This is a genomic window from Albidovulum inexpectatum (assembly GCF_002927635.1).
GTDB classification, from domain to species: Bacteria; Pseudomonadota; Alphaproteobacteria; order Rhodobacterales; family Rhodobacteraceae; genus Albidovulum; species Albidovulum inexpectatum.
In genome coordinates, this window is record NZ_PRDS01000002.1 from 186,601 (window position 1) to 213,447 (window position 26,847).

The 26,847-nt window shown below is 65.2% G+C and carries 28 protein-coding genes and 1 tRNA gene; 19 read left to right on the plus strand and 10 right to left on the minus strand.

The genetic code is table 11. The features are described 5' to 3' along the window. Positions 1-60: 60 nt before the first annotated feature. Positions 61-1,461, minus strand: coding sequence for an aminotransferase-like domain-containing protein (locus LV82_RS04220; protein WP_104069474.1), 1,401 nt, complete (start codon positions 1,459-1,461; stop codon positions 61-63). A 131-nt stretch (positions 1,462-1,592) separates the two neighbouring features. On the opposite strand from LV82_RS04220, the gene LV82_RS04225 reads away from it, so the two are divergent. The 3 genes from LV82_RS04225 to LV82_RS04230 all read left to right on the plus strand — a co-directional run bounded on the left by LV82_RS04225 (position 1,593) and on the right by LV82_RS04230 (position 2,720). Then, positions 1,593-1,754, plus strand: coding sequence for a DUF1127 domain-containing protein (locus LV82_RS04225; RefSeq protein ID WP_245873064.1), 162 nt, complete (start codon positions 1,593-1,595; stop codon positions 1,752-1,754). Positions 1,755-1,866: 112 nt separating this feature from the next. After that, entirely contained in the window at positions 1,867-2,028 is a 162-nt protein-coding gene (locus LV82_RS14845; protein WP_170063347.1) for a hypothetical protein, read from the plus strand. Further along, on the plus strand, positions 2,025-2,720 hold the full coding sequence (locus LV82_RS04230) for a DUF1638 domain-containing protein (RefSeq protein ID WP_104069476.1): 696 nt from the start codon (positions 2,025-2,027) through the stop codon (positions 2,718-2,720). Before LV82_RS14845 ends, LV82_RS04230 begins: the two co-directional genes overlap by 4 nt. Positions 2,721-2,768: 48 nt before the next feature. Here the strand turns inward: LV82_RS04230 and tig are convergent, their stop codons facing one another. Next, the gene (gene tig, locus LV82_RS04235) at positions 2,769-4,103 is read right to left on the minus strand and encodes a trigger factor (RefSeq protein ID WP_104069764.1); all 1,335 of its coding nucleotides are present in this window, start codon (positions 4,101-4,103) and stop codon (positions 2,769-2,771) included. A gap of 20 nt (positions 4,104-4,123) precedes the next feature. Further along, positions 4,124-4,208 (minus strand) — tRNA-Leu (locus tag LV82_RS04240). Between the two features lie 169 nt (positions 4,209-4,377). Between LV82_RS04240 and LV82_RS04245 the strand changes: the two genes are divergently transcribed. Further along, positions 4,378-4,845 carry a Hint domain-containing protein gene (locus tag LV82_RS04245; RefSeq protein WP_104069477.1) on the plus strand — a complete coding sequence of 156 codons (468 nt, stop codon included), beginning with the start codon at positions 4,378-4,380 and terminating at the stop codon, positions 4,843-4,845. Here LV82_RS04245 and LV82_RS04250 read toward each other — a convergent pair. Then, positions 4,833-6,467, minus strand: coding sequence for an NAD(P)H-hydrate dehydratase (locus tag LV82_RS04250; RefSeq protein WP_104069478.1), 1,635 nt, complete (start codon positions 6,465-6,467; stop codon positions 4,833-4,835). The two genes, LV82_RS04245 and LV82_RS04250, sit on opposite strands and share 13 nt — an antisense overlap. Positions 6,468-6,623: 156 nt before the next feature. Between LV82_RS04250 and LV82_RS04255 the strand changes: the two genes are divergently transcribed. Together LV82_RS04255 and glnA are read left to right on the plus strand one after the other, a co-directional pair. Next, positions 6,624-6,962: a P-II family nitrogen regulator gene (locus LV82_RS04255; RefSeq protein ID WP_104069479.1), complete on the plus strand. Its 339-nt coding sequence runs from the start codon at positions 6,624-6,626 to the stop codon at positions 6,960-6,962. A 64-nt stretch (positions 6,963-7,026) separates the two neighbouring features. Then, entirely contained in the window at positions 7,027-8,433 is a 1,407-nt protein-coding gene (glnA, locus tag LV82_RS04260; RefSeq protein WP_104069480.1) for a type I glutamate--ammonia ligase, read from the plus strand. A gap of 80 nt (positions 8,434-8,513) precedes the next feature. Here the strand turns inward: glnA and LV82_RS04265 are convergent, their stop codons facing one another. After that, on the minus strand, positions 8,514-9,689 hold the full coding sequence (locus LV82_RS04265; RefSeq protein ID WP_104069481.1) for an FAD-dependent monooxygenase: 1,176 nt from the start codon (positions 9,687-9,689) through the stop codon (positions 8,514-8,516). Between the two features lie 154 nt (positions 9,690-9,843). After that, positions 9,844-10,266 (minus strand): RNA polymerase-binding protein DksA, encoded by a 423-nt coding sequence (gene dksA, locus LV82_RS04270; protein WP_104069482.1) that lies wholly within the window; start codon positions 10,264-10,266, stop codon positions 9,844-9,846. A 128-nt stretch (positions 10,267-10,394) separates the two neighbouring features. On the opposite strand from dksA, the gene LV82_RS04275 reads away from it, so the two are divergent. The 10 genes from LV82_RS04275 (at position 10,395) to eno (ending at position 18,498) form a co-directional block, all read left to right on the plus strand. Beyond that, entirely contained in the window at positions 10,395-11,282 is an 888-nt protein-coding gene (locus LV82_RS04275) for an AAA family ATPase (protein ID WP_104069483.1), read from the plus strand. Between the two features lie 5 nt (positions 11,283-11,287). Next, complete coding sequence (locus LV82_RS04280; RefSeq protein ID WP_245873065.1) at positions 11,288-12,712, plus strand: DUF2927 domain-containing protein; 1,425 nt, start codon at positions 11,288-11,290, stop codon at positions 12,710-12,712. 28 nt (positions 12,713-12,740) lie between these two features. Beyond that, positions 12,741-12,905, plus strand: coding sequence for a hypothetical protein (locus LV82_RS14850; protein ID WP_170063348.1), 165 nt, complete (start codon positions 12,741-12,743; stop codon positions 12,903-12,905). Between the two features lie 5 nt (positions 12,906-12,910). Then, on the plus strand, positions 12,911-14,092 hold the full coding sequence (locus LV82_RS04285) for a vWA domain-containing protein (RefSeq protein WP_104069484.1): 1,182 nt from the start codon (positions 12,911-12,913) through the stop codon (positions 14,090-14,092). After that, entirely contained in the window at positions 14,089-14,451 is a 363-nt protein-coding gene (locus tag LV82_RS04290; RefSeq protein WP_104069485.1) for a hypothetical protein, read from the plus strand. Before LV82_RS04285 ends, LV82_RS04290 begins: the two co-directional genes overlap by 4 nt. Then, positions 14,451-15,068, plus strand: a complete 618-nt coding sequence (locus tag LV82_RS04295) for a DedA family protein (protein WP_170063349.1) — start codon at positions 14,451-14,453, stop codon at positions 15,066-15,068. Before LV82_RS04290 ends, LV82_RS04295 begins: the two co-directional genes overlap by 1 nt. A gap of 18 nt (positions 15,069-15,086) precedes the next feature. Beyond that, positions 15,087-15,779, plus strand: a complete 693-nt coding sequence (locus LV82_RS04300; RefSeq protein ID WP_104069487.1) for a M48 family metallopeptidase — start codon at positions 15,087-15,089, stop codon at positions 15,777-15,779. A 58-nt stretch (positions 15,780-15,837) separates the two neighbouring features. After that, positions 15,838-16,260: a Fur family transcriptional regulator gene (locus tag LV82_RS04305; RefSeq protein WP_104069488.1), complete on the plus strand. Its 423-nt coding sequence runs from the start codon at positions 15,838-15,840 to the stop codon at positions 16,258-16,260. Positions 16,261-16,263: 3 nt separating this feature from the next. Continuing rightward, positions 16,264-17,148, plus strand: coding sequence for a DMT family transporter (locus LV82_RS04310; protein WP_104069489.1), 885 nt, complete (start codon positions 16,264-16,266; stop codon positions 17,146-17,148). A 72-nt stretch (positions 17,149-17,220) separates the two neighbouring features. Beyond that, on the plus strand, positions 17,221-18,498 hold the full coding sequence (gene eno / locus LV82_RS04315) for a phosphopyruvate hydratase (RefSeq protein ID WP_104069490.1): 1,278 nt from the start codon (positions 17,221-17,223) through the stop codon (positions 18,496-18,498). Between the two features lie 59 nt (positions 18,499-18,557). Here the strand turns inward: eno and LV82_RS04320 are convergent, their stop codons facing one another. After that, entirely contained in the window at positions 18,558-19,106 is a 549-nt protein-coding gene (locus LV82_RS04320; RefSeq protein ID WP_104069491.1) for an RSP_2648 family PIN domain-containing protein, read from the minus strand. Further along, the gene (locus LV82_RS04325) at positions 19,106-20,299 is read right to left on the minus strand and encodes an RSP_2647 family RNA methyltransferase (RefSeq protein WP_104069492.1); all 1,194 of its coding nucleotides are present in this window, start codon (positions 20,297-20,299) and stop codon (positions 19,106-19,108) included. The genes LV82_RS04320 and LV82_RS04325 overlap by 1 nt, the downstream gene beginning before the upstream one ends. Before the next feature lie 201 nt (positions 20,300-20,500). Here LV82_RS04325 and edd point away from each other — a divergent pair, with 201 nt between their 5' ends. Continuing rightward, positions 20,501-22,306 carry a phosphogluconate dehydratase gene (gene edd, locus LV82_RS04330; protein WP_104069493.1) on the plus strand — a complete coding sequence of 602 codons (1,806 nt, stop codon included), beginning with the start codon at positions 20,501-20,503 and terminating at the stop codon, positions 22,304-22,306. A gap of 23 nt (positions 22,307-22,329) precedes the next feature. Continuing rightward, complete coding sequence (gene eda, locus LV82_RS04335) at positions 22,330-22,971, plus strand: bifunctional 4-hydroxy-2-oxoglutarate aldolase/2-dehydro-3-deoxy-phosphogluconate aldolase (protein WP_104069494.1); 642 nt, start codon at positions 22,330-22,332, stop codon at positions 22,969-22,971. Between the two features lie 48 nt (positions 22,972-23,019). Here eda and LV82_RS04340 read toward each other — a convergent pair whose 3' ends face one another. Together LV82_RS04340 and LV82_RS04345 are read right to left on the minus strand one after the other, a co-directional pair. Then, positions 23,020-23,301: a hypothetical protein gene (locus LV82_RS04340; protein ID WP_104069767.1), complete on the minus strand. Its 282-nt coding sequence runs from the start codon at positions 23,299-23,301 to the stop codon at positions 23,020-23,022. Positions 23,302-23,334: 33 nt separating this feature from the next. Beyond that, positions 23,335-26,136, minus strand: a complete 2,802-nt coding sequence (locus LV82_RS04345) for a bifunctional [glutamate--ammonia ligase]-adenylyl-L-tyrosine phosphorylase/[glutamate--ammonia-ligase] adenylyltransferase (protein ID WP_104069495.1) — start codon at positions 26,134-26,136, stop codon at positions 23,335-23,337. A gap of 151 nt (positions 26,137-26,287) precedes the next feature. Here LV82_RS04345 and LV82_RS04350 point away from each other — a divergent pair, with 151 nt between their 5' ends. Further along, complete coding sequence (locus LV82_RS04350) at positions 26,288-26,728, plus strand: DUF2852 domain-containing protein (protein WP_104069496.1); 441 nt, start codon at positions 26,288-26,290, stop codon at positions 26,726-26,728. Positions 26,729-26,847: the final 119 nt, after the last annotated feature.

Below are 26,847 nucleotides of genomic sequence, written 5' to 3' on the forward strand. Positions count from 1 at the left end.
TATGCGCGCCCATGGTTTAGGCAAGCGGGCCGTTCGCCGCAACCATGCCCCAAGGGCGGTCTAGACCGGAAGATCGCCCGGCGGGTTCGGCAGCAGCCGGGCCATGACGTCCAGCGCACGCGCAAAATCGGGCTCGGGCACGGCCCCGTTCAGCGCGATCCGCACCGCGTTGGGCGCGTGACCGTCCACCAGCGCGAATTCGTCGGCCGAGCGCACCAGAACGCCCCGCGCCTCGGCCTCACGCGTGAAGGTCGAGGCCCGCCAGCCCACCGGCAGACGCAGCCACAGAAATGCCAGCCCCTTTTGCCACGACAGATCATAGGCCCCCAGCGCGTTGACCGCCATTTCCAGCCTGCGCGCATATACACGGTTCACCCTGTCGCGCAATTCGGTCGCCTCGCCCGTCTCGAACAGAGCCTCGACGATATCGGCCACGGGGCGGGCAAGACCGAAATAGGCGTGTTGCGCGGCCAGCCGCCCCGCTTCGCCCAGGCCCGTCGGACAGACAATCGCGCCAAGACGCAGACCTGCAACCACCGATTTGGAGATCGAGCTGACATGCCACGTGCGCTCGGGCGCCAGAGCGCGCAGCGACGGATCGGTCGAACGCTCGACCGAATAGCAGTCATCCTCGATGATCTGCAGGTCGTGCCTGCGCGCGACTTCGACCAGGGCGGCCCGCCGATCCGAAGACATGCGCACCGCCGTCGGGTTTTGCGCCTCGGTCGTCACCATCACGATCCGTGCGCCCGTGCGGCGGCAGGCGACGTCCAGCGCGTCCGGGCGCATCCCATCACCATCCAGCGCCACCGGAACAAGCTCTGCCCGGTTCAGCCGTGCCGCATGGCGAAAGCCGGGATAGGCCAGTTCTTCGCAAATGACATGAGGCCGCGCACCCTTCAGGCAGCATTGCAGGGCGACGTTCAATCCGTTTTGCCCACCATGTGTCAATACAATATCCTCGGGGCCGATCTGCCCCAGGATGCGGTCGCTCAACCATTCCACATACAATTCGCGCAGCCTGTGATCGCGTCGCAAGCCGGCATAGCCCAGATAGTCCTGACACTTCGCAGCACCCAGGGTCGAAAGGATGTCGGCGATCGCCTGGGCCTGACCGACATCGGGAATCTGCGGCGAGCGAAGTTCGACCACCATTGGCAGATCCGGCCGCGGATCCAGCATAAGCGGTTGATCCGCGCCAAATTTCGGCCGCGTTGAGGCCACATAGGTCCCACGGCCGACGGCGGCCTCCAGAAGCCCCTCTTGCGTTGCGATCTGATAGGCGCGTGCCACGGTTCCAGGCGTAATCCCCAGCTTCCATGCCAGATCGCGCACCGGTGGCAACCTGTCGCCCTCGCGCAACTGACCGTCACGCACCGCTTCACGCAGGGCGCGGGCCAGCGCCAGATATTTCGGGCCTTCGTGACCGGACAGGTCCGGCAACCATATTGTATCAGCCACAATAAACCTCTGGCGCAGAATTTCGTGTCATTGTAGCCTTTCGATACCAATCAATTCACATTGTATCAATACACAGGTTTGCCATGCCTGCTTATGCCAGACACGTCACAGCCCCGATGGGCAGAGTGGGTTTGAACGGCCTTGTGCGATCCATCGCACGGACCCTGTCTCATTGGGCCGCACGCCGGCGTACCCGACTGGCGCTTGCCGATCTGGACGAGACCCTGCTGCGTGACATCGGCATCGACCCCCTGACGCGCGACCGCGAAATCCGCCGTCCCTTCTGGCAATAGGTCAGGTTCCCGTTATCCCCGCGGAACCTCTTCCTGGCCGGGCCCGCGCCCGGCCTTTTTTCGTTTGCACCGAGGCCCGCGGACGCCCACATTGAACCCAGGGAGAGAGCAGATGAAACACCTGCTGGTGATACTCGCGCTTGTTTTCGCGGCAGCGTCGCTGACGCTGCTGGCCGCGTCGCAACTGGTGCCGAACGCAATGGGCGCAGGCGCGATCCTTCCCTTGCTTATTGTTGCACTCGCCATGCGCGCACTGGCCGGATACAGGCAATGACGGACACTCTGCCCGACGACACCACATTGACCGAAGCCGGCCTGCGGGAAACCGGCAAGGGCCGGATCCTGCTGATCGCATGCGGGGCCCTTGCGCGCGAGATCCTGGACCTGAAGAGCGCCAATGGCTGGGACCATATGGACCTGACCTGCCTGCCCGCAAAACTGCATCTCTGGCCCGACCGCATCACCGAGGCGGTCACCCGCGCCGTCGAACAAAATCGCGCCCGCTATGAAACGATCTATGTCGTCTATGCCGATTGCGGAACGGGCGGACAATTGCAGCGGCGCTGCGAGCAGCTGGGCGTCCAGATGGTGCCGGGCCCGCATTGCTACTCATTCTTTGAAGGAAACGAAATCTTCGCGACGCGCGAGGAGGCAACGGCCTTCTACCTGACCGATTTCCTGGTGCGCCAGTTTGATGCCTTTGTCTGGCGACCGATGGGCCTGGACCGCCACCCCGAGCTGCGGGACATGATGTTCGGCAACTACGAAAAGCTGGTCTATCTGGCCCAGACCGACGACTCGGACCTCGATGCAAGGGCGCGCGAATGCGCCCAGCGTCTGGGGCTGGCCTATGAGCGACGCCTGACAGGCTATGGCGATTTGCAGCGGGAACTGGCGCGCGTCGCGCAACGCGACGGCGCGGACGCGACAGCCACGGACCGGGGCACCGATACCGGCGGAACATGAAAGGGCCGCGCCCTTGGCGCGGCCCCCTGAAACCGTTCCAGCAGACGATCAGATCTCGTCCAGGGCCTCGACGGCCTTCTGCAGGTCGTCCTTGCTGACTTCCTTGTCGGTCACCTGAGCATCGGCGACGATGGCGTCGACGACCTTGTCTTCGAAGATCGGCGCACGCAGCTGCTGCTGAATGGCAGGGTTCTTCTGCACGAACTCGAAGAACGCACGTTCCTGACCCGGATATTGACGCGCCTGGTTGATGACGGCCTGGGTCATCTCGGCATCCGTGACTTCGACATTCTTCTTCTGACCGATTTCGGCCAGCAGCAGCCCCAGGCGCACGCGGCGCTCGGCCAGTTTCACGTGCTCTTCGGTCGGCTCGATCTTCTCGTGATCGTGGCCCTGATGGTCGGGATGCTCGTCATGCCACAGCTGATGCGCGATCTGCTCGGCCTCGGCCTGAACAAGGCTTGGCGGCAGTTCGAACGACACCATGCTGTCCAGCTGGTCCAGCAGCGCGCGCTTGAGAACCTGGCGCGAGGCATTGGCGTATTCGGCCTCGATCCGCTCGCGAATCTGCGACTTCAGCTCTTCCAGGTTCTCGGCGCCAAAGCGCTTGGCCAGCTCGTCATCGATCTCGGCGGGTTTGGGCGCCTTGACGGCCTTCACGGTGCATTCGAACACCGCTTCCTTGCCGGCCAGGTGCTTGGCACCGTATTCCTCGGGGAAGGTGACCTTGACTTCGACTTCGTCGCCGACCTTGGCGCCGATCAGCTGCTCCTCAAAGCCGGGAATGAACGCGCCCGAACCAAGCTCCAGCGGGTAATCCTCGCCCGAGCCGCCTTCGAACGGCTCGCCGTCGATCTTGCCGACGAAGTCGATGACGACCTGGTCGCCTTCCTTGGCCTTCGCCCCCTTGCGGCGGTCCTCGAAGTTCTTCGCGCTCTTGGCCAGGCTCTCCAGCGCCTCGTTCACGGCGTCTTCCTCGGCCTTGACCACCAGGCGCTCCAGCTTGATCGCCGACAGATCGACCTCGGGGATTTCGGGCAGGGCCTCGTAGGACATTTCGACCACGACGTCGTCGCCCTTCTTCCAGGTCTCGCCGTCCTTCATCTCGACCTTGGGTTGCAGGGCGGGACGATCACCGGTCTTTTCGAAATGCGTGCGCATCGCCTCGTCGATGGCTTCCTGCATCGCGTCGCCCAGCAGTCGGTCACCGAACTGCCGCTTCAGCACCGCCATCGGGACCTTGCCCTTGCGGAAGCCCTTCATCTCGATCTCTGGCTGGGCTTCAAGCAGCTTTTCGTTGACCTTGGCGTCAAGATCCGCAGCCGGCACGGTGATGGTGTAGCTGCGCTTCAGACCTTCCTTGAGGGTCTCGGTGACCTGCATTCCTTCGTCCTTTTTTTCCATGGTGCGGGTGGAGGGACTTGAACCCCCACGCCTTGCGGCGCCAGAACCTAAATCTGGTGCGTCTGCCAATTTCGCCACACCCGCAATACCTGAGAGCGGCCGCTGACCGACCGCCCCCGAAATCCGCGTCCTTCTAACAAGTCTGGTGACGCGATGCGAGGGGAAAAACGCACCTGAATGGCCCGCCTGACAGCGCAATTTTGCCTCAATTCAGTGCCAGACTTGTCGTGAACCATTGGCACGGAGACATGACATGACCCATGCAAGCCAGGAACAGTTCCAGCGCGAGACACATTTCGCTGCCCGCGACCTGCCGCAGGGAATCGCCTCGGGGACGTTCGTGATGACCGATGCCGGCGCCCTGCCCGTGGACTTTCTGGAACCGGGAATGACGGTGCTGACCGATGATGGACCCATGACATTGCGAAAGGTCGAAACGCGGCGATTCTCGGGCCCATGCGTCACCGTGGCGGCAGGCGCGCTTGGTCCCGACCTGCCCGACCAGGCGCTGGAGCTGCCCGCGCATCTTGAGGTTCGCCTGCCTTCCTCTGGCGCCCGGGTTCGCCTGGCCGATATCGTGGATGGCGTGGCCTTCGTCCCCACGCAAGGGCTTTCGCTTCGCCTTTACCGGCTGCATTTCGATGCCGAAACCATGGTAGAGGCCGAGGGCCTTTCCTTACCCTGCACGGCTGCACGGGACGGCGCCGCTCAGGCCGCCTGAGCCAGAAGGCGCCGCAGCACGCAGGGCAGCGTTTCGGGAAGATCCTCGGCGATCAATCCGGGGCCGAATGCGCGCCCGGCTTCGACATGCAGCCATGCGCCCGCGCAGGCAGCATCGAAGGGATCGAAACCACGCGCCATCAATCCCGTAACGAATCCGGCCAGAACGTCGCCCGACCCCGCCGTTGCCAGCCATGGCGCCGCGCGCCCGTAGCTGGCCGAATTGATCCGGCACCGGCCCGAGGGATCGGCAATGATCGTATCCTCGCCCTTCAGCAGCACCACGCAGCCGGCGCGCCGCGCGGCTTCGCGGGCGGCCTCCAGCCGGGAATAGGCAGGCCCCTGTTCGGGCAAGGCGCGCAGCCTGTCGGCAATGTCGGGAAACAGGCGTGCGAACTCACCTTCATGCGGCGTAAGAACGCAGTCCGGGCGCAGCGCGGCGAAATTTCTCCCGTCGGCGGCCAGAATCGTCAGCGCGTCGGCATCCAGCACAAGCGATGCCCCGCGATGCGCAAGCGCTGCCGCCACAAGCGCCCTTTCCCGCGCGCCCGTTCCCAGCCCCGGCCCCACGCACAGCGCGTTGATCCTTGGGTCTTCCAGCAGCGCATTCAGTTCGACCGCGTCCTTGACGGGTCGCAGCATGACGGCATCCAGCCGGGCGGCATTTTCGGCCATCGCCTCGGGTGGACTTCCGATCGTGACCAGCCCCGCCCCGATCCGCAGGGCGGCGCGCGCAGCCAGGCGGGCCGCCCCGCCCCGCCCCGCCGGTCCGCCCAGGATCAACGCGTGACCGTGCCGGTACTTGTGCCCCGAAGCCTTTGCCAGACCACCTGGCGGCACCGTCAGGCGGATGCCGGGTTCCGGGTCGGGTTGCGTCTCCAGCCCGATCGGTTTCACGACCAGCCTGCCGCAGCTTTCCGGCCCTTCGGCAAGGAAATGGCCAAGCTTCGGACGATGGAAGGTCACGGTCAGATGGGCGCGCCGGCCCACCGGAACCGCGCGGCCCGCGCGCCGCAGGATGCGCCCGCTATCGGCACAAAGGCCGCTGGGGATATCGACCGCGACCACCGCGATGCGCTTGCCGGGCCAGTGATCGGATTCTCCGGCAGGAATGTCGCGCGCAGCCACCTGCGCGATCTGCGCAAGGCCGTCGAACTCGAACGGGCGTGAAAGGCCAGTGCCAAACACGGCATCGATGACGACATCGACCCCGCCCAGGTCGAGTTTCGCGGAAAGGTCCAGCCGCCCCACCGGCCCAATCCTTGCCCACCTGTCATGGTTGACGCGCGCATCGGGCGGCAACCGATCAGGGCTGCCCAGCAGCAGCAGATCAACCGCCCAACCCCATTGCCGCAGTATCCGCGCAATCACGAAACCATCGCCGCCATTGTTCCCCGGGCCGCACAGGACCAGCGTGCGGAACGAAGCGCGGGCAAGCGCGGGCCATTGATCGAACATGGCTTCGACGACGCCCCGGCCGGCGCGTTCCATCAGGTCAAGTCCGGTGACGGCTCCGCTTGCGATGGCGGACTGCTCGATCCCGCGCATTTCCGCGGTGCCGAGAAGGACGCCGAAGTCGACTGATTCACTCACCGTCTTGCCTCGCGTTTCAAATCTGACCATTTGGCGGGCTGTTTGCCTGTTTTTTGTGCAATCGCCCCATTTTTCGCCATGCGTCGCCCGCCTCCGAATGCTAGCCGATTGTGCGCCATGCGCGAAAGTGGTCACACGGAACCGACCGCGTCACGCGGACCAGACCGGACCGGGGAGCAATCGCGCATGAAGAAGATCGAAGCCATCATCAAGCCCTTCAAGCTGGACGAGGTGAAGGAAGCCCTGCAAGAGGTCGGCGTTCAAGGCCTGTCGGTAATCGAGGTCAAGGGATTTGGCCGCCAGAAGGGCCATACCGAGCTGTATCGGGGCGCCGAATATGTCGTGGACTTCCTGCCCAAGGTGAAGATCGAGGTCGTCCTGCCCGACGACCTGGTCGAAGCCGCCATCGAGGCGATCATCTCGGCCGCGCGCACCGACAAGATCGGGGACGGCAAGATCTTCGTCACCCCCGTCGAACAGGTCATCCGCATCCGCACCGGCGAGACCGGCGAGGACGCGATCTGAAACCCAGTGCGGGGCCGCTGCCCCGACCTGACAGGCACAACCACAAGCAAGGGAAACCCGGAACATGAGCGCCAAGGACGTTCTGAAACTGATCAAGGACGAGGAGGTCGAATATGTCGACGTCCGCTTCACCGATCCGCGCGGCAAGCTGCAGCATGTCACGCTGATCTCGGATCTCGTCGACGAGGACTTCTTCGAGGAAGGGTTCATGTTCGACGGCTCCTCGATCGCCGGCTGGAAGTCGATCGACCAGTCCGACATGAAGCTGATCGCGGACCCGAAATCGGCCTATATCGACCCGTTCTATGCCGAGAAGACGCTGTGCCTGCACTGCAACGTGGTCGAACCCGATACTGGCGAACCCTACAGCCGCGACCCGCGCGGCACCGCGGTCAAGGCCGAGGCCTATCTGAAATCGACCGGCATCGGCGATGTCGCCTATTTCGGGCCCGAGGCGGAATTCTTCGTCTTCGACGACGTGCGCTATTCGGTGACGCCGCAGAAGGTGGGCTATCAGATCGACGCGGTCGATGCCGCCTGGAACACCGATACCGAATACGAGATGGGCAACCAGGCCCACCGCGCGCCGCACAAGGGCGGCTATTTCCCGGTCAACCCGATCGATGCCGGACAGGATCTGCGCTCGGAGATGCTGTCGACCATGAAGCGCATGGGGATGAAGGTCGACAAGCACCACCACGAGGTGGCCAGCGCCCAGCACGAGCTTGGCCTGATCTTCGGCACGCTGACCGAACAGGCCGACAACCTTCAGAAATACAAGTATGTCATCCACAACGTCGCCGCGGCCTATGGCAAGACCGCGACCTTCATGCCCAAGCCGATGAAGGGCGACAACGGGTCGGGCATGCATGTCAACATGTCGATCTGGAAGGACGGCAAGCCCCTGTTCGCGGGCGACAAATACGCCGATCTCAGCCAGGAGGCGCTGTGGTTCATCGGCGGCCTGCTCAAGCACGCCAAGACGCTGAACGCCTTCACCAACCCCTCGACCAACAGCTACAAGCGGCTGATCCCGGGCTTCGAGGCGCCGGTGCTGCGCGCCTATTCCGCCCGCAACCGCTCGGGCTGCGTGCGCATCCCGTGGACGGAAAGCCCCAAGGCCAAGCGCGTCGAGGCCCGCTTCCCCGATCCCTCGGCCAACCCGTATCTGGCCTTTGCCGCGCTGCTGATGGCTGGCCTTGACGGCATCAAGAACAAGATCGATCCGGGCCCGGCATCGGACAAGGACCTGTACGATCTGCCGCCCGAAGAGCTGGCCGAAATCCCGACCGTCTGCGGCAGCCTGCGCGAAGCGCTGGAATGCCTGGAGCGCGACCACGACTTCCTGCTGGCGGGCGACGTCTTCACCAAAGACCAGATCGAGGGCTATCTGGCGCTGAAATGGGAAGAGGTCTATGCCTACGAGCACACGCCGCACCCGATCGAATACCAGATGTATTACAGCTGCTGATCGCGGCCCTGGAATCACAAAAGGCGCCCCCTGCGGGCGCCTTTTTTTCATGCCGGTTTGGCTGAGAAACAGCCTGAACCTCAGGCAGATGTCACGTCGTGACGGTAGATCCAGTCGAACCGTCCGATCAGCCGGTCGGGCGCAACGCGGCCGATCAGCTTCAGGCCGGCATGCGCGACGTCCCGCTTCAGGCCCGACAGATGATAGTTCCGGGCATTGGCATTCGCGGCCTCGACGATCTTGCGCACGCGCGGCGCGCGTTGAGCCTGGTAGGACTCCAGCGCCTCGGTCAACGGCAGGCGCGACAGGGACTGAGCCAGGATCCAGGCATCCTCGAGCGCCATGTTCGCGCCCTGGGCAAGAAATGGCAGGGTGGGATGTGCGGCATCGCCCAGGATCACCGCGCCATGCCCATGCCAACGGCTTGCGACCGGGTGACGGAACAGCCCCCACAGGTTCGGGCGGTCGATGCGTTCCAGCCACTCCCTGACGTCGGGAAGGAAGTTCTCAAAGGCAATGCGCAGCGCAAGCGGGTCATCCGTCAACGACCAGCTTTCCTCGACCCAGTCACGGCGCTCTTCGACCGCGACGATATTTCGAAGGCGCCCGTTTCGCAGCGGATAGGTCACCAGATGGCGCCCCGGCCCCATATAGACCCGCGCGACCGGCGGCATTTCGGACTGCGCGGGAATCGTGGCGCGCCACGCCACCTGGCCCGTGAAGAACGGGGCGACCCTGCCATTCAATGCGGACCGGACCCGCGAATGCAGGCCATCGGCGCCGATCAGCAGATCCGTCTCGACAAGCGCGCCCTGTGCCGTGCGCAGCCGAGGCGCATGATCGCCCAGCTCGACCTCCTCGATACGTTGAAGAAGGCGGATCTCGACGCCCGCATCCCGGGCTGCGCGCGCCAGAAGCGCAATCAGATCGGCGCGATGCACCAGGCGAAAACGCCCACTTTCAGGATGCGCATTCAGATCCAGCCGGACGACGCGATTGCCCGTCTCGCCATCCAGCAGCTCGACAGCCTCGGCGCGCATGGACGACGCGACAAGCTCTTCGCCCAGCCCCAGAGCTTCGAGCACGCGCGCACCATTGGGAGAGATCTGGATGCCCGCGCCCACCTCTCGGATCTCGGCCGCCTGTTCCAGAACGACGGCCCGGGCGCCCGACAGCGCCAGGGCACAGGCCGCGGCAAGTCCCGCAATCCCGGCCCCGATGATGGTGATCTCGCGCCCTTTCAGCCTTCCTTGCATGACTGCTCGCCCTCTTGCCGCTTTTTCGGTTCATCGCTTTTTCGGGCAGCGTAAAGCACAAGATGGGGGCGCTCACAAGAAAACGGGCGCCAGGGGAATGCCACCCCGGCGCCCGCCGATTTCATGCGCGCCCAAGGCCGGGCGAGCGATGATCCTAGTCGTCGCGATGCACGCGTTCGCGGCGCTCGTGGCGCTCTTGCGCCTCCAGCGTCATGGTCGCGATCGGGCGGGCATCCAGCCGTTTCAGGCTGATCGGTTCGCCGGTGACCTCGCAATAGCCATATTCGCCGTTCTCGATCCGACGCAGGGCCGCGTCGATCTTGGCGATCAGCTTGCGCTGCCGATCGCGGGTGCGCAGCTCTATCGCGCGGTCCGTTTCCTCGCTGGCACGGTCGGCGAGGTCGGGAACGTTGCGTGCACTTTCGGCCAAGGCGTCCAGGGTTTCAGCCGACTGGGCCAGGATCTCTTCCTTCCATGCGATCAGCTTGCGCCGGAAATATTCCAGCTGCCTTTCGTTCATGAACGGCTCATCCTCGGCCGGGCGATAGTCGTCTGGCAGGAAAACCTCTGGTTTCATCTTCTCTCCCTCTTGCCCCTGAAACGTGCTGCTTGAATCACTTTTCGACATCCAAAACTCCCTGGCGCTGCATTAAAGCAACGCGGGCGCCATGTCACTATATCAATGCGGTTACTTGCGGCATTTTCATGTCACCGTTACAACCTGACGCATCACAATCGGGGACATGCATCGTGGTCAGGTTCGAAGGCACGGAACACTATGTCGCGACCGAAGACCTGAAGGTCGCGGTCAATGCCGCGATCACGCTGGAACGGCCATTGCTGGTCAAGGGCGAACCCGGCACCGGCAAGACCGAACTGGCGCGTCAGGTCGCGTCGGCGCTTGGCATGCCGCTGATCGAATGGCACGTCAAATCCACCACCAAGGCGGCGCAGGGACTTTACGAATACGACGCGGTGTCGCGGCTGCGCGACAGCCAGCTGGGCGATCCGCGCGTCAATGATGTGCGCAACTATATCCGCAAGGGCAAGCTGTGGCAGGCCTTCGAGGCCGACCAGCGCGTCGTCCTGCTGATCGACGAGATCGACAAGGCCGATATCGAGTTTCCCAACGACCTGCTGCAGGAACTCGATCGGATGGAATTCTTCGTCTACGAAACCGGCGAAACCATCCGCGCCAGGCACCGCCCGGTCGTCATCATCACCTCGAACAACGAAAAGGAACTGCCCGACGCCTTTCTTCGCCGGTGCTTTTTCCACTTCATCCGCTTTCCCGATGCCGAGACTCTGGCCCGCATCGTCGAGGTCCATTTCCCCGGTATCAAGCCGTCATTGCTGTCCACCGCGCTGACCCAGTTCTTCGAGATCCGCGAAACGCCGGGGCTGAAGAAAAAGCCCTCGACGTCGGAAGTTCTCGACTGGCTGAAACTGATCCTGGCCGAGGACCTGTCGCCCGAGGAGCTGAAGCGCGACCCGCACAGCCTGCTGCCGCGTCTTCATGGCGCCCTGTTGAAGAACGAACAGGACGTGCAATTGTTCGAGCGCCTGGCTTTCATGGCGCGCCGACGCGGTTGACCGGGGTGGCCGGCCTTCCATGGGCCTGCCGCACGGCCCGCGCGCAGCAGACGCTGGCCAGGGGTCTGGTCGCCTCGCTTCTTTCCGCCCTTTCGCTTGCCGCGTGCTCGGTGCCGGAGGATCGCCCGGCCGAAGGCACGGAGAATACGGCCGTTCCCCTGCCCCCCATGCGCGTCTTTGGCGAAATCCGCGCCGAGCCGCCCTCGCGCGCGAATGCCGACATGGTGCGCGATTTCCTCGACCTGTCATTTGCCCTGGAGAGCGGGCGCGCCCTGCCCGTTCTTTCGCGGTTCGAGCGGCCGATCACCATCCGCATGAGCGGCCCGGTTCCGCCGACCGCGCCGCGTGATCTGAAACGGCTCGTGTCGCGCCTGCGCAGCGAGGCCGGGCTGCAAGTGTCCCTTGGCGACATCCCCGGTGCGGAAATCACCGTCGAGTTCATACCCAGCCGCAATCTGCGACGGGCCGTTCCCTATGCGGCCTGCTTCGTTGTGCCAAATGTCTCGTCCTGGGCCGAATACAGACGGGCGCCGCGCGCGCGCGTCGACTGGGCGAATGTCACCCTGCGCGAACGCGCCGCGGTGTTCATCCCGTCGGACGCGGCGCCGCAGGAAATCCGCGACTGCCTGAACGAAGAGCTCGCCCAGGCGATCGGACCATTGAACGATCTCTATCGCCTGCCGGATTCCGTGTTCAACGACGACAACATGCACACGGTCCTGACCGGGTTCGACATGCTGATGCTGCGTGCCTATTACGCGCCCGAACTGCGTTCCGGCATGACACGCGAGGAAGCCGCACGCCGACTGCCCGCGGTCCTGGACCGGCTGAACCCGCGTGGTCGTGCCGTTCCACCGCGACCTGTGGCCCCCACGCCCCGCGCCTATGTGGACGCAATCCAGCGCGCTCTGGGCCCCGGGTCCAGTCCGGCACAAAGACGGCGCGCGGCGGCCGAGGCGGTGGCGATCGCAGCGCGCAGCGGCTGGCGGGATGGTCGCGCGGCCTTTGCCTGGCTCAGCTATGGACGGGTGGTGCTGGACAAGGATCCCGAAACCGCGTTCACGGCCTTCCTTCAGTCGGCGCGGATCGCGCGGGCCGATCCCCTGCTGGAGCTCCATGCCGCCCATGCCGAGCTGCAACTGGCGCTCTTTGCCCTGGCCAATGGCGATCCGCGAACCTCGCTGGCACTGACGGAACGCGCCATTCCACCCGCGACACGCGACCAGAACGCCGCCCTTCTGGCCAATCTTCTGATGGTCAGGGCCGAGGCACTGGAAGAACTTGGCCGCGTCAACGAGGCGCGGGCCGCGCGGCTCGACTCGCTGGGATGGGCGCGCTATGGCTTTGGCGCGCAGGTCGAAATCGCGGCGCGATTGGTTCAGCGCCCGAATGCCGACCCTACAGCCGCGACCGACCGGGCCGGGCCATGAACCATCACCGCATCAGACGAGGACATCCATGATCTTCTTCCCCGCCATCATCGCAGGTTTCCTGATCGGCTGGGTCCGCGCGGCACGGCGCGGCGGCAACCGGCTTGACCGGCTGCAATATGCGGGCGTTCACGCGATAATCTTTGCCATACTGGGGCTGTTCGCGACGATCATCATCCAGAGAATGAACTGAAGGCGATGTTCCTGCGCTTCTTCGAAACCCTTCGCAAGACCGGCGTTCCGGTCTCGCTGCGCGAATACCTTGGGTTTCTCGAGGGCGTTCTGGCCGGTCTTGTGACCTATGACATCGAAGGTTTCTACTACCTTGCGCGCACGGCGATGGTAAAGGATGAACGCCATCTGGACAGGTTCGACCGCGCCTTTGCCGAAACCTTCAAGGGGCTGGAAACGATCGGTGCCGAACAGGTCATCCAGGCGCTGGACCTGCCCGAAGAATGGTTGAAGAAACTGGCCGAAGCCACTCTGACAGAAGAGGAAAAGGCGCGCATCGAATCGCTTGGCGGCTTCGACAAGCTGATGGAAACCCTGAAGAAGCGGCTGGCCGAGCAGAAGGGCCGGCATCAGGGGGGCTCGAAATGGATCGGAACGGCGGGGACGTCTCCGTTTGGCGCCTATGGCTACAATCCCGAAGGGGTCCGGATCGGGCAGGACGAAAGCCGCCACCGCCGCGCCGTCAAGGTCTGGGACAAGCGCGAGTTTCGCGATTTCGACGACAATGTCGAGCTGGGCACACGCAATATCAAGGTTGCGCTGAGACGCCTGCGCCGCTGGGCACGCGATGGCGCGGCCGAAGAACTGGATCTGGACGCGACCATCCGCGTGACGGCCGAACACGGCTATCTTGACGTTCAGACCCGGCCGGAGCGACGCAACGCCGTCAAGGTTCTTCTGTTCCTCGACGTGGGCGGCAGCATGGACCCCCATATTCGCGTGGTCGAAGAGCTGTTCAGCGCCGCGCGGGCGGAATTCAAGCACCTGGAACACTACTACTTTCACAACTGCCTGTATGAATTCGTCTGGCGCGACAATCGCAGACGCTGGGACGCGCGGATCCCCACCTGGGAGGTGCTGCGGACCTTTGACGCGGACTACAAGTGCATCTTTGTCGGCGATGCGTCGATGAGCCCCTACGAGATCGCCATGCCGGGCGGCGCCAACGAGCACTGGAATGACGAAGCCGGTCAGGTCTGGCTGGCGCGTGCCCGGGACCACTGGCCCGCCAATGTCTGGCTGAACCCCGTGCCGCAGGCGCATTGGGACTACACGACCTCGATCGGCATGGTCCGCGAGATCTTCGAGGATCGGATGTTCCCGCTGACACTGGAAGGCATCACGCAGGCGATGAAGGTGCTGACATGAAGGATCTTCGGCTTCTGTGGCGACGCCATCGCGTCACCGTGCTGGCCTTTGGGCTGGCGCTGGCCGTGGCCCTGTTTTTTGCCGTGCGCCTGATCCTGTCGGCGATCTACTGGGCTGACCCCAGCCACCGTGACCAGCATCCGGAAGCATGGATGACGCCGGGCTATGTCGCGCACAGCTGGCATGTGCCGCGCGAAGCGCTTGTGCAATATCTTGACATTCCGCCCGAACTGAAGCGGCCCGCCACGATCGAGGAGATCGCACGGGCGCGCGGCGTCGGTGTCGATCAGGTCATCCGCGAAGTCGAGGCAGCCCTTGCCGAATTGCGCGCCAGCGCCCCGCCGCCCGGAGGTCAATGATGACCGACTGGCTGCTGGATTCGCTGACCGATTACGGGACCGCGGCATTGTTTGCGATCACCTTTGCATCCTGTCTCGCCCTGCCGGTTCCGGCCTCGTTCGCAATGCTGGCGGCGGGCGCTTTCGCGGCCTCGGGCGATCTGGCATTGCTGGCCGCGCTGCTGGCGGCTTTTCTGGGGGCCGTGGCGGGCGACCAGACGGGATTCGCTTTGGGGCGCATCGGAGGGCCGGTCCTGATCGCACGCCTGTCGCGCGGACCACGCCGCCGTGCGGCTCTGGACCGGGCGCGCGCGATGCTGCTGCACCACGGGGGCAAGGCGATCTTTCTTACGCGCTGGCTGTTCAGCCCCGTCGGCCCCTGGGCCAATCTGGCCGCCGGAGCGGGCGGCATGGCATGGGTGCGATTCACCCTTGCCGGGATCCTGGGCGAAGCGGTCTGGGTGGGGCTTTACACCGGGGCTGGCTGGGTCTTCGCCGGCAACCTGATGGCTGCCTATGACCTGATCGGCTCGACGCTTGGACTGATCGGGGCGCTGGCGGCCGCGATCCTGCTGGGCCTGTGGCTGAACGCGCTAAGACGCCGTCCATCTTCTGGCACCCTTTCTCATCCGCGCTAGCGGGCCCATATTGCAAGCATGCTGAAGTTCACCCCCATCCTGCTGGCCCTGCTTTACGGGTTTGCGATGTACCATTTCTCGGTCTGGCGCACCCGGCGCGAGCTGGATGCAAGATCGACCGATCTGGCCGATCCGCGCCTTCTGTCCGTATGTGACCGGCTGGCCCGCGCGGTGGGGGTCGATCGCATACCCGTGCGGATATACGAAATCGAACCGGTCAACGGACTTGCCGATGCCGACGGGCGGATCTTCATAACGCGCGGCTTCTATCGCAAGTTCGTCGAAGGCATCGTCACGGCCGAAGAAATGGCCAGCGTCATCGCGCATGAGCTGGGCCATGTCGCCTTGGGCCATTCCCGCCGGCGTATGATCGACTTTTCGGGCCAGAATGCGATCCGGGTCGCGCTGATGACGGTTCTGGGGCGTTTCCTGCCGGGGATCGGACCGTGGATTGCGGGGATGCTGACCTCGCTTCTGGCCGCGCGCCTCAGCCGGCAAGACGAATTCGAGGCCGATGAATGGGCCTCGGCCGTTCTGGTCAAGGCCGGGATCGGCACGGCGCCACAGAAATCGCTGTTTGCCAAGCTTGAGCGTCTGACCGGCGGCGGGGGCGGCGTACCCGCCTGGATGATGAGCCATCCCCGAACCGATCAACGCATCCGCGCGATCGAGGAAAACGAGGCCCGATGGGGACTGACGGGCAAGGAATGACCCCTCTTTTCGCGGCCCGTGTTCTGGCATAGATGGAAAGGGTCACGGGAACCGAACCATGCGCAAGACGATCCTTCAGCGCTGCGAGGCCAGGGGCCTTCGCATGACGGCGCAACGCCGCGTCATCGCGCATGTTCTGGAAACGTGTGACGATCACCCCGATGCCGAGCTTCTGTACAATCGCGTATCGGCGGTCGACCCCCGCATTTCGCTTGCAACGGTTTATCGCACCCTGAAACTTCTGGACGAAGCCGGAATCCTGGAAAAGGTCGATTTCGGAGACGGGCGTGCACGCTACGAGGATGCGCAGCGCGCGCATCACGACCATCTGATCGACGTCACCACCGGCGAGGTGATCGAATTCGTGGACCCCGAGATCGAGGAACTGCAGGAGAGGATCGCCCGCAAGCTGGGCTATCGCCTGCAGGGCCACAGGCTGGAACTGTTCGGGGTTCCGATCAAGGACGAATCGGCGGAGTAACTGATGGGCAGCGTGCGCGGCATCCTTCTGGTGCTTCTTTCCATGGCGATGTTCTCGGTCGAGGATGCCTTGATCAAGACATTGTCGCAGACCATGCCGATCGGCCAGATCATGGCCATGCTGGGGCTGGGCGGTTCGATCGTGTTCGCGGCATTTTCGCGTGGCCGGATCCGGGCCATGCTGTCGGCCCTGGCCCATCCGGTGGTCCTGTGGCGCAGCCTGGGCGAGGCGGCGGCGGCGATCACCTTCATCGCGGCGCTGTCGATGGTGCCCCTGTCCACGGTCGCGGCGGTGTTTCAGGCCACGCCGCTTGCGGTGACGGCGGGCGCGGCGCTTGCCTTCGGCGAGCGGGTGGGCTGGCGGCGCTGGCTTGCCGTCATCGTGGGCTTTGCGGGCGTCCTCATGATCATACGCCCCGGCCTCGAGGGGTTTCGCCCCGAATCCCTGCTGGTCGTCATAACGGTCTTTGCCATCGCGATGCGCGATCTGGTGACGCGACGCATACCCGAACAGATCCCTTCGACGGCCGTTTCCTTCCACGGCTTCGCGGCGGTCTTCGTGGCAGGGCTTGTACTGTTGGCCGCAGGGGATGCGCCGGTTTCGCCCACCCCCGGCGGCTGGCTGCTGATCCTGGGCGCGATCGCCTGCGGGACGACCGGATACCAGGCCATCGTCGCCGCCATGCGCGGGACCGATGCCTCGGCCCTGATGCCCTTCCGCTATGCCCGGCTGGTGTTTTCGCTGCTGATCGGCGTGACGATCTTTGGCGAACAACCCGATGTCATGACCCTGTCCGGGGCGGCGGTGATCATCGCCGCGGCCTTCTATACCTATCAACGCGAACGGTGGCTTGCGCTGCAGGCGCGGGCACGGCTGGGCACCGCATGAACGCCCTTTCCCCTGCGGCACCAAGGGCGTAAAGAACACCCGAACCCAATTGGCCTGAAGAGGGACAGCCACATGAGCACCATCATCGACATCCACGCCCGAGAAATCCTCGACTCCCGCGGCAACCCGACGGTCGAGGTGGACGTCACGCTGGAAGACGGAACGATGGGCCGCGCCGCCGTGCCTTCGGGCGCATCGACCGGCGCGCACGAGGCCGTCGAAAAGCGCGACGGCGACAAGGCCCGTTACATGGGCAAGGGCGTGCTGGAGGCGGTGGCCGCCGTCAACGGCGAGATCGCCGAAAACCTGGTCGGAATGGACGCCACCGAACAGGTCGGGATCGACCGGCTGATGATCGAGCTTGACGGCACCCCGAACAAGGGGCGGCTTGGCGCCAACGCGATCCTTGGTGTCTCGCTGGCCGTGGCCAAGGCGGCGGCGGAATACACCTCGCAGCCCCTGTTCCGCTATGTCGGCGGCACCGCCGCGCGCGTCCTGCCCGTGCCGATGATGAACATCATCAATGGCGGCGAACATGCCGACAACCCGATCGACGTGCAGGAATTCATGATCATGCCCGTCGCGGCCCAGAACATCCGCGAGGCGGTGCGCATGGGCTCCGAGATCTTCCATACGCTGAAGAAGGAACTCAAGGCCGCCGGTCTGTCCACCGGCATCGGCGACGAGGGCGGGTTTGCGCCGAATCTCAGCTCGACGCGCGACGCGCTGGATTTCATCCTGAAGGCGATCGAGAAGGCGGGCTACAAGCCGGGCGAGGAGATCTATCTCGCGCTCGACTGCGCCTCGACCGAATATTACAAGGATGGGAAATACGTTCTGACCGGCGAGGGCAAGACCCTGAGCGCCGAAGAAAACGTGTCCTGGCTGGAATCGCTGGTCAACGACTATCCCATCATCTCGATCGAGGATGGCTGCGCCGAGGATGACTGGGACGGCTGGCGTCTTCTGACCGAGCGTCTGGGCAACCGCGTGCAGCTGGTCGGCGACGACCTGTTCGTGACCAACCCCACCCGCCTTGCCGAAGGCATCCGCCGCGGTGCCGCAAATTCCATGCTGGTGAAGGTGAACCAGATCGGCACGCTGACCGAGACGCTGCAGGCCGTCGAAATGGCGCATCGGGCGCGTTACACCAACGTGATGAGCCACCGCTCGGGCGAGACCGAGGACGCCACGATCGCCGATCTCGCGGTCGCCACGAATTGCGGACAGATCAAGACGGGCTCGCTTGCCCGCTCGGACCGGTTGGCCAAGTACAACCAGCTGATCCGGATCGAGGAAATGCTGGGCGAAACGGCGGAATATGCCGGCCGTTCGATCCTGCGCGGCTGATTTGGCAAGCTGACCGTTCGGTGCCGCGCCGGGCGCGATCCCGGCGCGGCTGGCCCGGATCAGCCCCGGCGCTCCAGCGCCTTGCCAAGCCGCGGCAGGCCTGCGCGCTTCAGCAGGCCGCGCACGGGCTGCGGCGCGCCTGAAAGCCGCTCGGCGGTCGCGCGGACCTGTTCGACAGCGCCGGCGACGGCGGCCGGGGCGGAATTGTAAAGGTTCAGAAGGAACGGGTCAGGATGTTCTGCCCGCAGGCCATGCTGCTGAAGGACCCGGCCCGGGAAATCCGAAAGGTTGAAGGTCACGATCACCTCGGCCTTGCCGACGATCGCCGTCGCCAGAACATGGCGGTCGCCCGGATCCGGCAGCCACAGGCGGGCGTCTTCCTCGGCCGTCTTGGGCACGGCGGCCCGTGGCCACGCCCTGCGCAGGGCCACGACTTCACCGCGCGCGACCGTCTCGGCCCCCGGGCCAAGCTTTACGGTCGCCCGGGCCCATTCCTCGAGAATGCGCTCGGACCACAGCGGCTGATACAGGCCCGCCTGCGCAACACCGATCAGGATCTCGCGCAGGACGGTCGGGTACAGCACGCAGGCATCAAGGACGGCCCGCATCAATCCAGCCGGAAGAACAGCGCCTTGAGATAGCCGGATTCGGCCAGCTGGGGCAGTTGCGGGTGATCGGGTCCGGCAAATCCCGTGTGGATCAGTTGCGCCCTTCGCCCGCCGCGCCCGATGCCCCGGGTACAGGCCGCGCGGAACTGTGCCAGGTCCGCGGCGTGGGAGCACGAGCAAAGCACCAGCCAGCCGCCGCGGCCGACCAGCGGCGCGGCCAATCGCGCGACGCGTTCATAGGCCCTGAGCCCTGAATCAAGCGCCTGCCGCGAAGGTGCAAAGGCGGGTGGATCGCAGACGACCAGATCGAAGGACGCACCCTCGCCGGTCAGGGCTTCCATCACCGCAAAGGCGTCACCCTTGCGGGTCTGGAACCGGTCCGCAAAGCCCGACGCGCTGGCCCCCTGGCAGGCCAGGTCAAGCGCCGGGGCAGAAGAATCCACCGCCAGCGCATGTTCCGCCCCGCCGGCAAGTGCGGCCAGCGCGAATCCGCCGACATGGGAAAAGACGTCCAGCACCCTGCCCCCGCGCGCAAGCCGCGCCGCGAAGGCATGGTTGTCGCGCTGATCGTAGAACAAACCCGTCTTCTGACCTCCGGTCAGGTCGGCCATGTAGGTGGCACCGTTCATCGGCACCGGCACCGGGCCATCGACCTGACCGCGCAGGATTGTCGTTTCCTCGGCCAGGCCTTCAAGCGCACGGGCACGGCCCGTTCCGTTGCGGATGATCGTCTCGACCCCCGTCACGCGGACAAGCGCGCGGGCAAGGGCATCGACCCGGATCTCGGCCCAGGCGGCATTCGGCTGGATCACGGCGGCCGCGCCGAAACGATCGATCACCACCCCGGGAAGACCGTCGGCCTCGGCGTGGACAAGCCGGTAATGCGGCGTGTCATAAAGCTTCTGGCGCAGCTGCATCGCGCGGGTCAGACGTTCCGCGAACCAATCTTCGTCGATTTGCGCCTGCGGATCCCGGTCCAGCATCCGCGCCACGATCCTGGAATTCGGATTGACCGCGACCAGCCCCATCGCGCGCCTCTCTGCATCCTCCAGGATGGCAACCGTGCCCGGCGCGATCGCCCGCGTTCTCCGGTCCATCACAAGTTCATCGGCAAATACCCACGGAAAACCGTGCCGGATGGCGCGAGCCTCGGCCTTTGGCCGCAGGCGGATTGTTGGACGCTGTTCTGTCATGGCGGCTGGTCCTGTCTGTTCCATGCGTCCCCTGTAGAGCCAAGCGTGCAAAGTGAAAAGCCCGCCGCTTGGCCAACAGATCGGCGATGCGGTATGATTGCTTCTGCGCGTTTGGGTCTGGCCGTTTCAGGATAGGCTTGTTAGCGCTAACAACATCTGGTATCACCACTGCGGAAATTCCCACAACCCGAGGACGCCGCCATGCCACTCAACCCCCGTCTTGCCGAGATCACCGAACGGATCGTCAAGCGCTCGGCCGAGGGGCGCGCGGCCTATCTTGAGCGGCTGCGCCATTATGCCGACAAGGGCCCTGCCCGTGCGCACCTGTCCTGCGGCAACCAGGCCCATGCCTATGCCGCGATGCTGGAGGACAAGGAGAGGCTGGCCGAAGGGCGCGCACCGAATATCGGAATCGTCACGGCCTATAACGACATGCTTTCGGCCCACCAGCCCTATGAGGATTATCCCAAACTGATCCGCAAGACGGCGCGGCGGCTGGGCGTGACGGCACAAGTCGCGGGTGGCGTGCCCGCCATGTGCGACGGCGTCACGCAGGGTCAGGAAGGGATGGAGCTGTCGCTGTTCTCGCGCGACGTGATCGCGCTGGCCACGGGCGTGGCGCTCAGCCACAATTGCTATGACGCGGCGCTTTACCTTGGCATCTGCGACAAGATCGTTCCGGGCCTTGTCATGGCCGCGGCCACTTTCGGCCATATCCCGGCGGTTTTCGTGCCCTCGGGCCCGATGACCAGTGGCCTGCCCAATGACGAAAAGGCCAAGATCCGGCAGAAATTCGCAGCCGGCGAAATCGGGCGCGAAGAGCTGATGCGCGCCGAGATGGCCAGCTATCACGGGCCCGGCACCTGCACCTTCTATGGCACGGCCAACACCAACCAGATGCTGATGGAGTTCATGGGCCTGCACCTGCCCGGCGCAAGCTTCATCAATCCCGGCACGCCGCTGCGCGAGGCGCTGACGGTCGCGGCGGTCGAGCGCGCCAGCCAGATCACCGCGCTGGGCAATGATTATCGCCCGGTCGGCGAGATCCTGGACGAACGGGCCTTTGTCAACGGCATCGTCGGTCTGATGGCAACGGGGGGCTCGACGAACCTGATCCTGCACTTGCCCGCGATGGCGCGCGCGGCGGGGATCACGCTGGACCTGCAGGACTTTGCCGACATTTCCGAAATCGTGCCGCTGATGGCCAAGGTCTATCCCAACGGGCTGGCGGATGTGAACCACTTCCACGCCGCGGGCGGGCTGGGCTACATGATCGGCGAGCTGCTGGATGCGGGCCTGTTGCACGAAGACGTGCGCACGGTGGCGGGAGACGGGTTGCACCGCTATACGCAAGAGCCCGTGCTGAGCGATGGCGCGCTGACCTGGCGCGAAGGTCCGCGCCAGACGCTCAACGACCGCATCCTGCGTCCGGCAAGCGATCCGTTTGCCCCCCAGGGCGGCCTTCGCAGGCTGACCGGGAACCTTGGCACCGGGGTCATCAAGATCTCTGCCGTCGCGCCCGACCGCCATGTGATCGAGGCCCCCGCGCGCATCTTCCACGACCAGGAAGCCGTCAAGGCGGCCTTCCGGCGCGGCGAATTCACCGAAGATGTGGTTGTCGTGGTCCGGTTCCAGGGCCCGCGCGCGAACGGGATGCCCGAGCTGCACTCCCTGACGCCCATTCTTTCGGTCCTGCAGGATCGCGGCCTGCGGGTCGCGCTGGTGACCGATGGTCGGATGTCGGGGGCTTCGGGCAAGGTCCCCGCGGCAATCCATGTCAGCCCCGAAGCCGCAGCGGGCGGACCGCTTGCGCAGCTCCGCGATGGCGATATCGTGCGGCTGGATGCGGCGAACGGCGAATTGCAGGCGATCGGTGTCGACCTGGCCACCCGGGAACCCGCTCGGGCCGACCTGACGGAAAATCGGTACGGCGTCGGGCGCGAATTGTTCGAGACGTTCCGCCGCAATGTGGGCCTTGCGACCGACGGCGCATCGGTCATTCTGTAGCGGAAACTGAAAGGACAAACCGGATGACACCTGCCGAACAAAGCCGCCACGCTGCCGAAATCTGCCGCCTTGCGCCGGTCGTGCCGGTTCTCGTGATCGAGGATGCCTCGACCGCGGCCGATCTGGCGCAGGCCCTGGTTGCGGGCGGCCTGCCCGCACTCGAGGTGACCCTGCGCACGCCCGCCGCACTCGACGCGATCCGCGCCATGTCCCAGGTGCAGGGCGGCGTGGTTGGCGCCGGGACCCTGCTGACGCCCGAAGACATCCGCGCGGCCAAGGATGCTGGCGCGCGCTTTGGCGTCTCGCCCGGCGCGACCGACCGCCTGATCGAGGCCGCGATCGAAGTCGGCCTGCCGCTGCTGCCCGGCGCGGCGACGGCCACCGAGGTCATGGCGCTGCTCGAACGCGGCTATGACGTGGTCAAGTTCTTCCCGGCCGAGGCTTCCGGCGGAGCCAAGGCACTGGCGGCCATCGGCGCGCCCATTCCGCAGGTTCGATTCTGCCCGACCGGCGGCGTCAGCCCGGCCAATGTCCGCGGCTATCTTTCGCTGAAGAACGTGCTTTGCGTTGGCGGAAGCTGGGTTGCGCCGCGTGACAAGGTCGCCTCTGGCGATTGGGCCGGCATCGAGGCCCTGGCGCGCGAGGCCGCCGCATTGCGCGGCTGACGCCCGATCACGGCAGTTCCGGCGGGCGGGCGCATTGCCCGCCACTTGTCATTCGCCTTGCTGTTGCTGCAAACGCCCCACACGCCCCCCGCGACGGCCGCGCGGTGTCGGGGCCACGAGCGCCTCGGTCAGGATCCGGGTCATCGGGTGGTCCTGATTGCCGGGCATGTAATGGGCCAGAAGCACGCGCAGGGCTTCGCGCTGATCGGTTTCGGGGCCAAGGCTGAGCGCCCAGTCAAGGAAGATCGACCGGCATTCGGGCAGACCGATCCCATCGATGCGATAGGATTCGCGTATCAGCCCCTTGGGGTCTGCCAGCGACATCTCCATGATCTTCCTCGCCATCGTTCGATCCACACCGTGCTATTCGCCGGACTGCGCCCGTGCAATCGTTTCGTCCAGGCGCCGTTGGATGATCTCTTCTGCCCGCGCGGTGTGCTGGGCCAGCAGCGACGCGAGTTCCGGCAGATCCGACGCGCCACATTCGCGCAAGAGGAAGGCCCGCCCGCCCTCGCCGATCGCGCCCATGTCCAGTGCGCCTTCGGTCAACAGCCGCGCACCGGCCTGCAGGCGCCATAAAAAGCGATAGGCGCGCGCCAGAGTCTCGGCCTCGTCACGGGGGATCAGCCCGGCGCGCTGTCCGGCGCGGATCTGGGCCTCGACCCCGCGGGCGGGCGACCCGGCACGCAAGGCGCAGGACTGGGCGAAGAGTTCGATATCCTGCAACCTGCCGGGGCCGATCTTGGCCTCCCATTCGCCATCGGGGGCCTTGGCCGCGAAGATGCGCGCGCGCATGTCGGCGGTGTCGCCGGGCACGCGCGCCGCGCCTCCCTTCGCCGCGATGACCTTCAGGCGAATTCGCTCCACCTCGGCGGCCAGATCACCCGAACCGGCGATCGGGCGCGCGCGCGTCAGGGCAAGGTGCTCCCATGTCCATGCCTCTTCCATCTGGTAGCTTTCGAAGGACTGGATCGACGTCGCCACCGGCCCCTGTCGTCCGGATGGACGCAAGCGCATGTCGACCTCGTACAGACGCCCGTCGGCCATCGGGGCGGACAGCGCCGTGACCAGGGCCTGCGTCAGTCGTGCGTAATAGGCACGGCTGGCCAATGGACGGCGGCCTTCGGATTGCTCGACACCGGCCGCGTCATAGATCACGATAAGATCAAGGTCCGAGCGCGCATTCAGCCTTTCCGCGCCAAGCGACCCCATGCCGACGACAACCGCCCCGCGTCCAGGCGGAGCGCCGTGCTTGCGCGCGAATTCCGCGACGCAGACGGGCCAAAGCGCGCGCAGCACCGCATCGGCAAGTTCGGCATATTCCCGTGCGGCCTGTGCCGCATCGGACAGCCCCCGCAGGTGATGAACCCCGATCCGGAAGCGCCATTCCCTGGCCCAGGCGCGCGCCGCGCCCAGCTGCCATTCATAGTCATCCCGTTCGGCCAGACGATCGGACAAGGCCTGCGCCAATCCCTCGCGGCCCGGCCATGGGGCGAAGAAATCGCCGCCGAGGACGGCATCGAGAACCCGCGAGTTCCGCCCCAGATAGGCCGCAAGTGCCGGCGCCGTGGCACAGATATCCACCAGCAGGTCGATCAGATGCGGGTTTGCCTCGAAAAGCGAAAACAGCTGGACGCCGGCGGGCAGGCCCGCAAGAAAGCTGTCAAACTGGCGCAGCGCCTCCAGCGGATTGGCCGCGCGGTTGAGCCGCGTGAGGATCTCGGGCTGGACCCTTCGGAATATCTCGGCTGCACGGTTCGAGCGAAGCGCGGGATAGGACGGCCAGCGATCGACGATTTCCTGCATCTGCGGCGACATCTCGGGCACGTCGCGGGTTTCGCCGGGAGCGAAGAAATCCTCGGTCAGTTCCGCCACCCGTTCCAGCCGCTCAAGCAGGGCGCGACGGAACCGATCGGTATCTCCCTGCCCGCACATGCGCGCCAGCCGATCGAACCCGGCCGCATCCCGCGGCAGGGCATGGGTCTGGGTATCGCCGATCATCTGGACGCGATGCTCGATCTCACGATGCGCGCGGTAATGGTCGGTCAACTCTGCCGATACCTCTTGCGGCACCCAGCCCCGATCGGCCAGCGCGGCCAGGGCCGCAACGGTTTCCCGCGCCCGCAGCGAAGGGTCGCGTCCACCCGCGATCAACTGGCGCGTCTGGGTAAAGAACTCGATCTCGCGGATGCCTCCGGGACCCAGCTTCATGTCATGCCCCTCAAGGCGGATGGGTCCGTGCAGGCCCTTGTGCTCGCGTATGCGCAGGCGCATGTCATGCGCTTCCTGAATCGCCGCAAAGTCGAGATAGCGCCGCCAGACAAAGGGCGTCAGCGTCTTCAGAAATCGCTCGCCCGCCCCGATGTCGCCCGCGCATGGCCGGGCCTTGATATAGGCCGCGCGTTCCCAGGTGCGCCCCTCGGCCTCGTAATACTGTTCCGCGGCCGCCATCGAGATGCAGACCGGTGTCACGGATGCGTCGGGGCGTAGCCGCAGATCCGTGCGAAAGACATAGCCCTCGGCCGTAATGTCCGACAGGATCGCGGTCATCTTGCGCACGACACGGATGAAGGCGGCGCGCGCCTCCATCACGTCCGCCGGATCAAAGCGCGTCTCGTCGAACAGGCAGATCAGGTCGATATCCGAGGAATAGTTCAGTTCTGCCGCGCCCATCTTGCCCATCGCCAGCGCGACAAGGCCTGCGCCTGTCTGTGCGTCCTTGGCTGTCGCACCGGGAATTCGGCCCCGGCGGATTTCATCGGCAACCAGCGCGCGGATCGTCTGATCGACGGCCAGATCAGCAAGCCGGGTCAGCGCCCCGGTTACGGCCTCCAACGGCCAGGCCCCGCCAAGATCGGCCAGCGCCGTCAACAGGGCGACCCGACGCTTTGCCCGCCTCAGGGCCGAGCCAATTTCCGAGGACATCAGCCCGGTGACACCGGACAACGCGTTTTCGAGCGCCTGTTCGGGGCTTTGGGCCAAGGCCTGATCCAGCCAATCGGCCTCGGAGCGGATCAGACCGGCCAGATAGGGGCTGCAACCGGCAGTCCCACGCAGCAGGTCGCGGATCTCGGGCGGCTGGGCTGCGAAACGGTCGTCAATCCCTTCGGCGCGATCGGGCTCGAAGGGAATCGGGCATCGGGTAAGGCGCGAAGCAAGCGTCATGCCCGCAGACTAGCGCCCGCCATATCGACCGCAAGCGTCCTGCGAAGGTATCGTCATGTAAAATATCTTTACATCACCCCTTGAATACGCCCCGCCGCCACCCGACATGAGGGATGTGAAACACCTTCACATACCGCAGACGGAGGGAGTAATGTCTACCATCGCAACCTGGCCCGCGAGGGCCGAAAACTGGCTTGACGATCGCGGCAAGGGTGCATGGATTGCTGCCCTCGTCCTGGCCTTCATCGTCTTCTGGCCCGCCGGGCTGGCCTTGCTGGCCTACATGATCTGGAGCAAGCGACTGTTTTCCAACGGCGCAGGCTGCGCCAGGACGCGCGCGGCCCACGAAACCAGCGTGGCGCGAAGCCATGGCTTCCGCTCTTCCGGCAACAGCGCCTTCGATGCCTACAAGGCGCAAATGCTTGAAAGGCTGGAGCGAGAGCAGGAAGAATTCGAAGCCTTCCTGAAACGGCTGCGTGAAAGCCGCGACAAGGCCGAATTCGACCAATACATGGCCGAGCGCGACCGCAAGGCCGGCGGAGCGGCCAGCTCTGAAGACGACACGGAACGCCCCGCGCCCGGTGAGTACTGACCTGCCTTTTCCCGGCGGCCACGAGATCCGGTGCGGGAACATCCCCGTCCGCGGCGTGCGGTTTCGCGCGTCGCGGACGCACGACGCATGGCAGGGGGCGAATCAACGCTTGGCGCAAG

Coding starts and splice junctions, on each gene's coding strand:
- LV82_RS14845 (WP_170063347.1), top strand. CDS start 1,867: ATGAAACACCTGCTGGTGATACTCGCGCTTGTTTTCGCGGCAGCGTCG.
- LV82_RS04230 (WP_104069476.1), top strand. CDS start 2,025: ATGACGGACACTCTGCCCGACGACACCACATTGACCGAAGCCGGCCTG.
- tig (WP_104069764.1), bottom strand. CDS start 4,103: ATGCAGGTCACCGAGACCCTCAAGGAAGGTCTGAAGCGCAGCTACACC.
- LV82_RS04245 (WP_104069477.1), top strand. CDS start 4,378: ATGACCCATGCAAGCCAGGAACAGTTCCAGCGCGAGACACATTTCGCT.
- LV82_RS04250 (WP_104069478.1), bottom strand. CDS start 6,467: ATGGTCAGATTTGAAACGCGAGGCAAGACGGTGAGTGAATCAGTCGAC.
- LV82_RS04255 (WP_104069479.1), top strand. CDS start 6,624: ATGAAGAAGATCGAAGCCATCATCAAGCCCTTCAAGCTGGACGAGGTG.
- glnA (WP_104069480.1), top strand. CDS start 7,027: ATGAGCGCCAAGGACGTTCTGAAACTGATCAAGGACGAGGAGGTCGAA.
- LV82_RS04265 (WP_104069481.1), bottom strand. CDS start 9,689: ATGCAAGGAAGGCTGAAAGGGCGCGAGATCACCATCATCGGGGCCGGG.
- dksA (WP_104069482.1), bottom strand. CDS start 10,266: ATGAAACCAGAGGTTTTCCTGCCAGACGACTATCGCCCGGCCGAGGAT.
- LV82_RS04275 (WP_104069483.1), top strand. CDS start 10,395: ATGTCACCGTTACAACCTGACGCATCACAATCGGGGACATGCATCGTG.
- LV82_RS14850 (WP_170063348.1), top strand. CDS start 12,741: ATGATCTTCTTCCCCGCCATCATCGCAGGTTTCCTGATCGGCTGGGTC.
- LV82_RS04285 (WP_104069484.1), top strand. CDS start 12,911: ATGTTCCTGCGCTTCTTCGAAACCCTTCGCAAGACCGGCGTTCCGGTC.
- LV82_RS04290 (WP_104069485.1), top strand. CDS start 14,089: ATGAAGGATCTTCGGCTTCTGTGGCGACGCCATCGCGTCACCGTGCTG.
- LV82_RS04295 (WP_170063349.1), top strand. CDS start 14,451: ATGACCGACTGGCTGCTGGATTCGCTGACCGATTACGGGACCGCGGCA.
- LV82_RS04300 (WP_104069487.1), top strand. CDS start 15,087: ATGCTGAAGTTCACCCCCATCCTGCTGGCCCTGCTTTACGGGTTTGCG.
- LV82_RS04305 (WP_104069488.1), top strand. CDS start 15,838: ATGCGCAAGACGATCCTTCAGCGCTGCGAGGCCAGGGGCCTTCGCATG.
- LV82_RS04310 (WP_104069489.1), top strand. CDS start 16,264: ATGGGCAGCGTGCGCGGCATCCTTCTGGTGCTTCTTTCCATGGCGATG.
- eno (WP_104069490.1), top strand. CDS start 17,221: ATGAGCACCATCATCGACATCCACGCCCGAGAAATCCTCGACTCCCGC.
- LV82_RS04320 (WP_104069491.1), bottom strand. CDS start 19,106: ATGCGGGCCGTCCTTGATGCCTGCGTGCTGTACCCGACCGTCCTGCGC.
- LV82_RS04325 (WP_104069492.1), bottom strand. CDS start 20,299: ATGACAGAACAGCGTCCAACAATCCGCCTGCGGCCAAAGGCCGAGGCT.
- edd (WP_104069493.1), top strand. CDS start 20,501: ATGCCACTCAACCCCCGTCTTGCCGAGATCACCGAACGGATCGTCAAG.
- eda (WP_104069494.1), top strand. CDS start 22,330: ATGACACCTGCCGAACAAAGCCGCCACGCTGCCGAAATCTGCCGCCTT.
- LV82_RS04340 (WP_104069767.1), bottom strand. CDS start 23,301: ATGGAGATGTCGCTGGCAGACCCCAAGGGGCTGATACGCGAATCCTAT.
- LV82_RS04345 (WP_104069495.1), bottom strand. CDS start 26,136: ATGACGCTTGCTTCGCGCCTTACCCGATGCCCGATTCCCTTCGAGCCC.
- LV82_RS04350 (WP_104069496.1), top strand. CDS start 26,288: ATGTCTACCATCGCAACCTGGCCCGCGAGGGCCGAAAACTGGCTTGAC.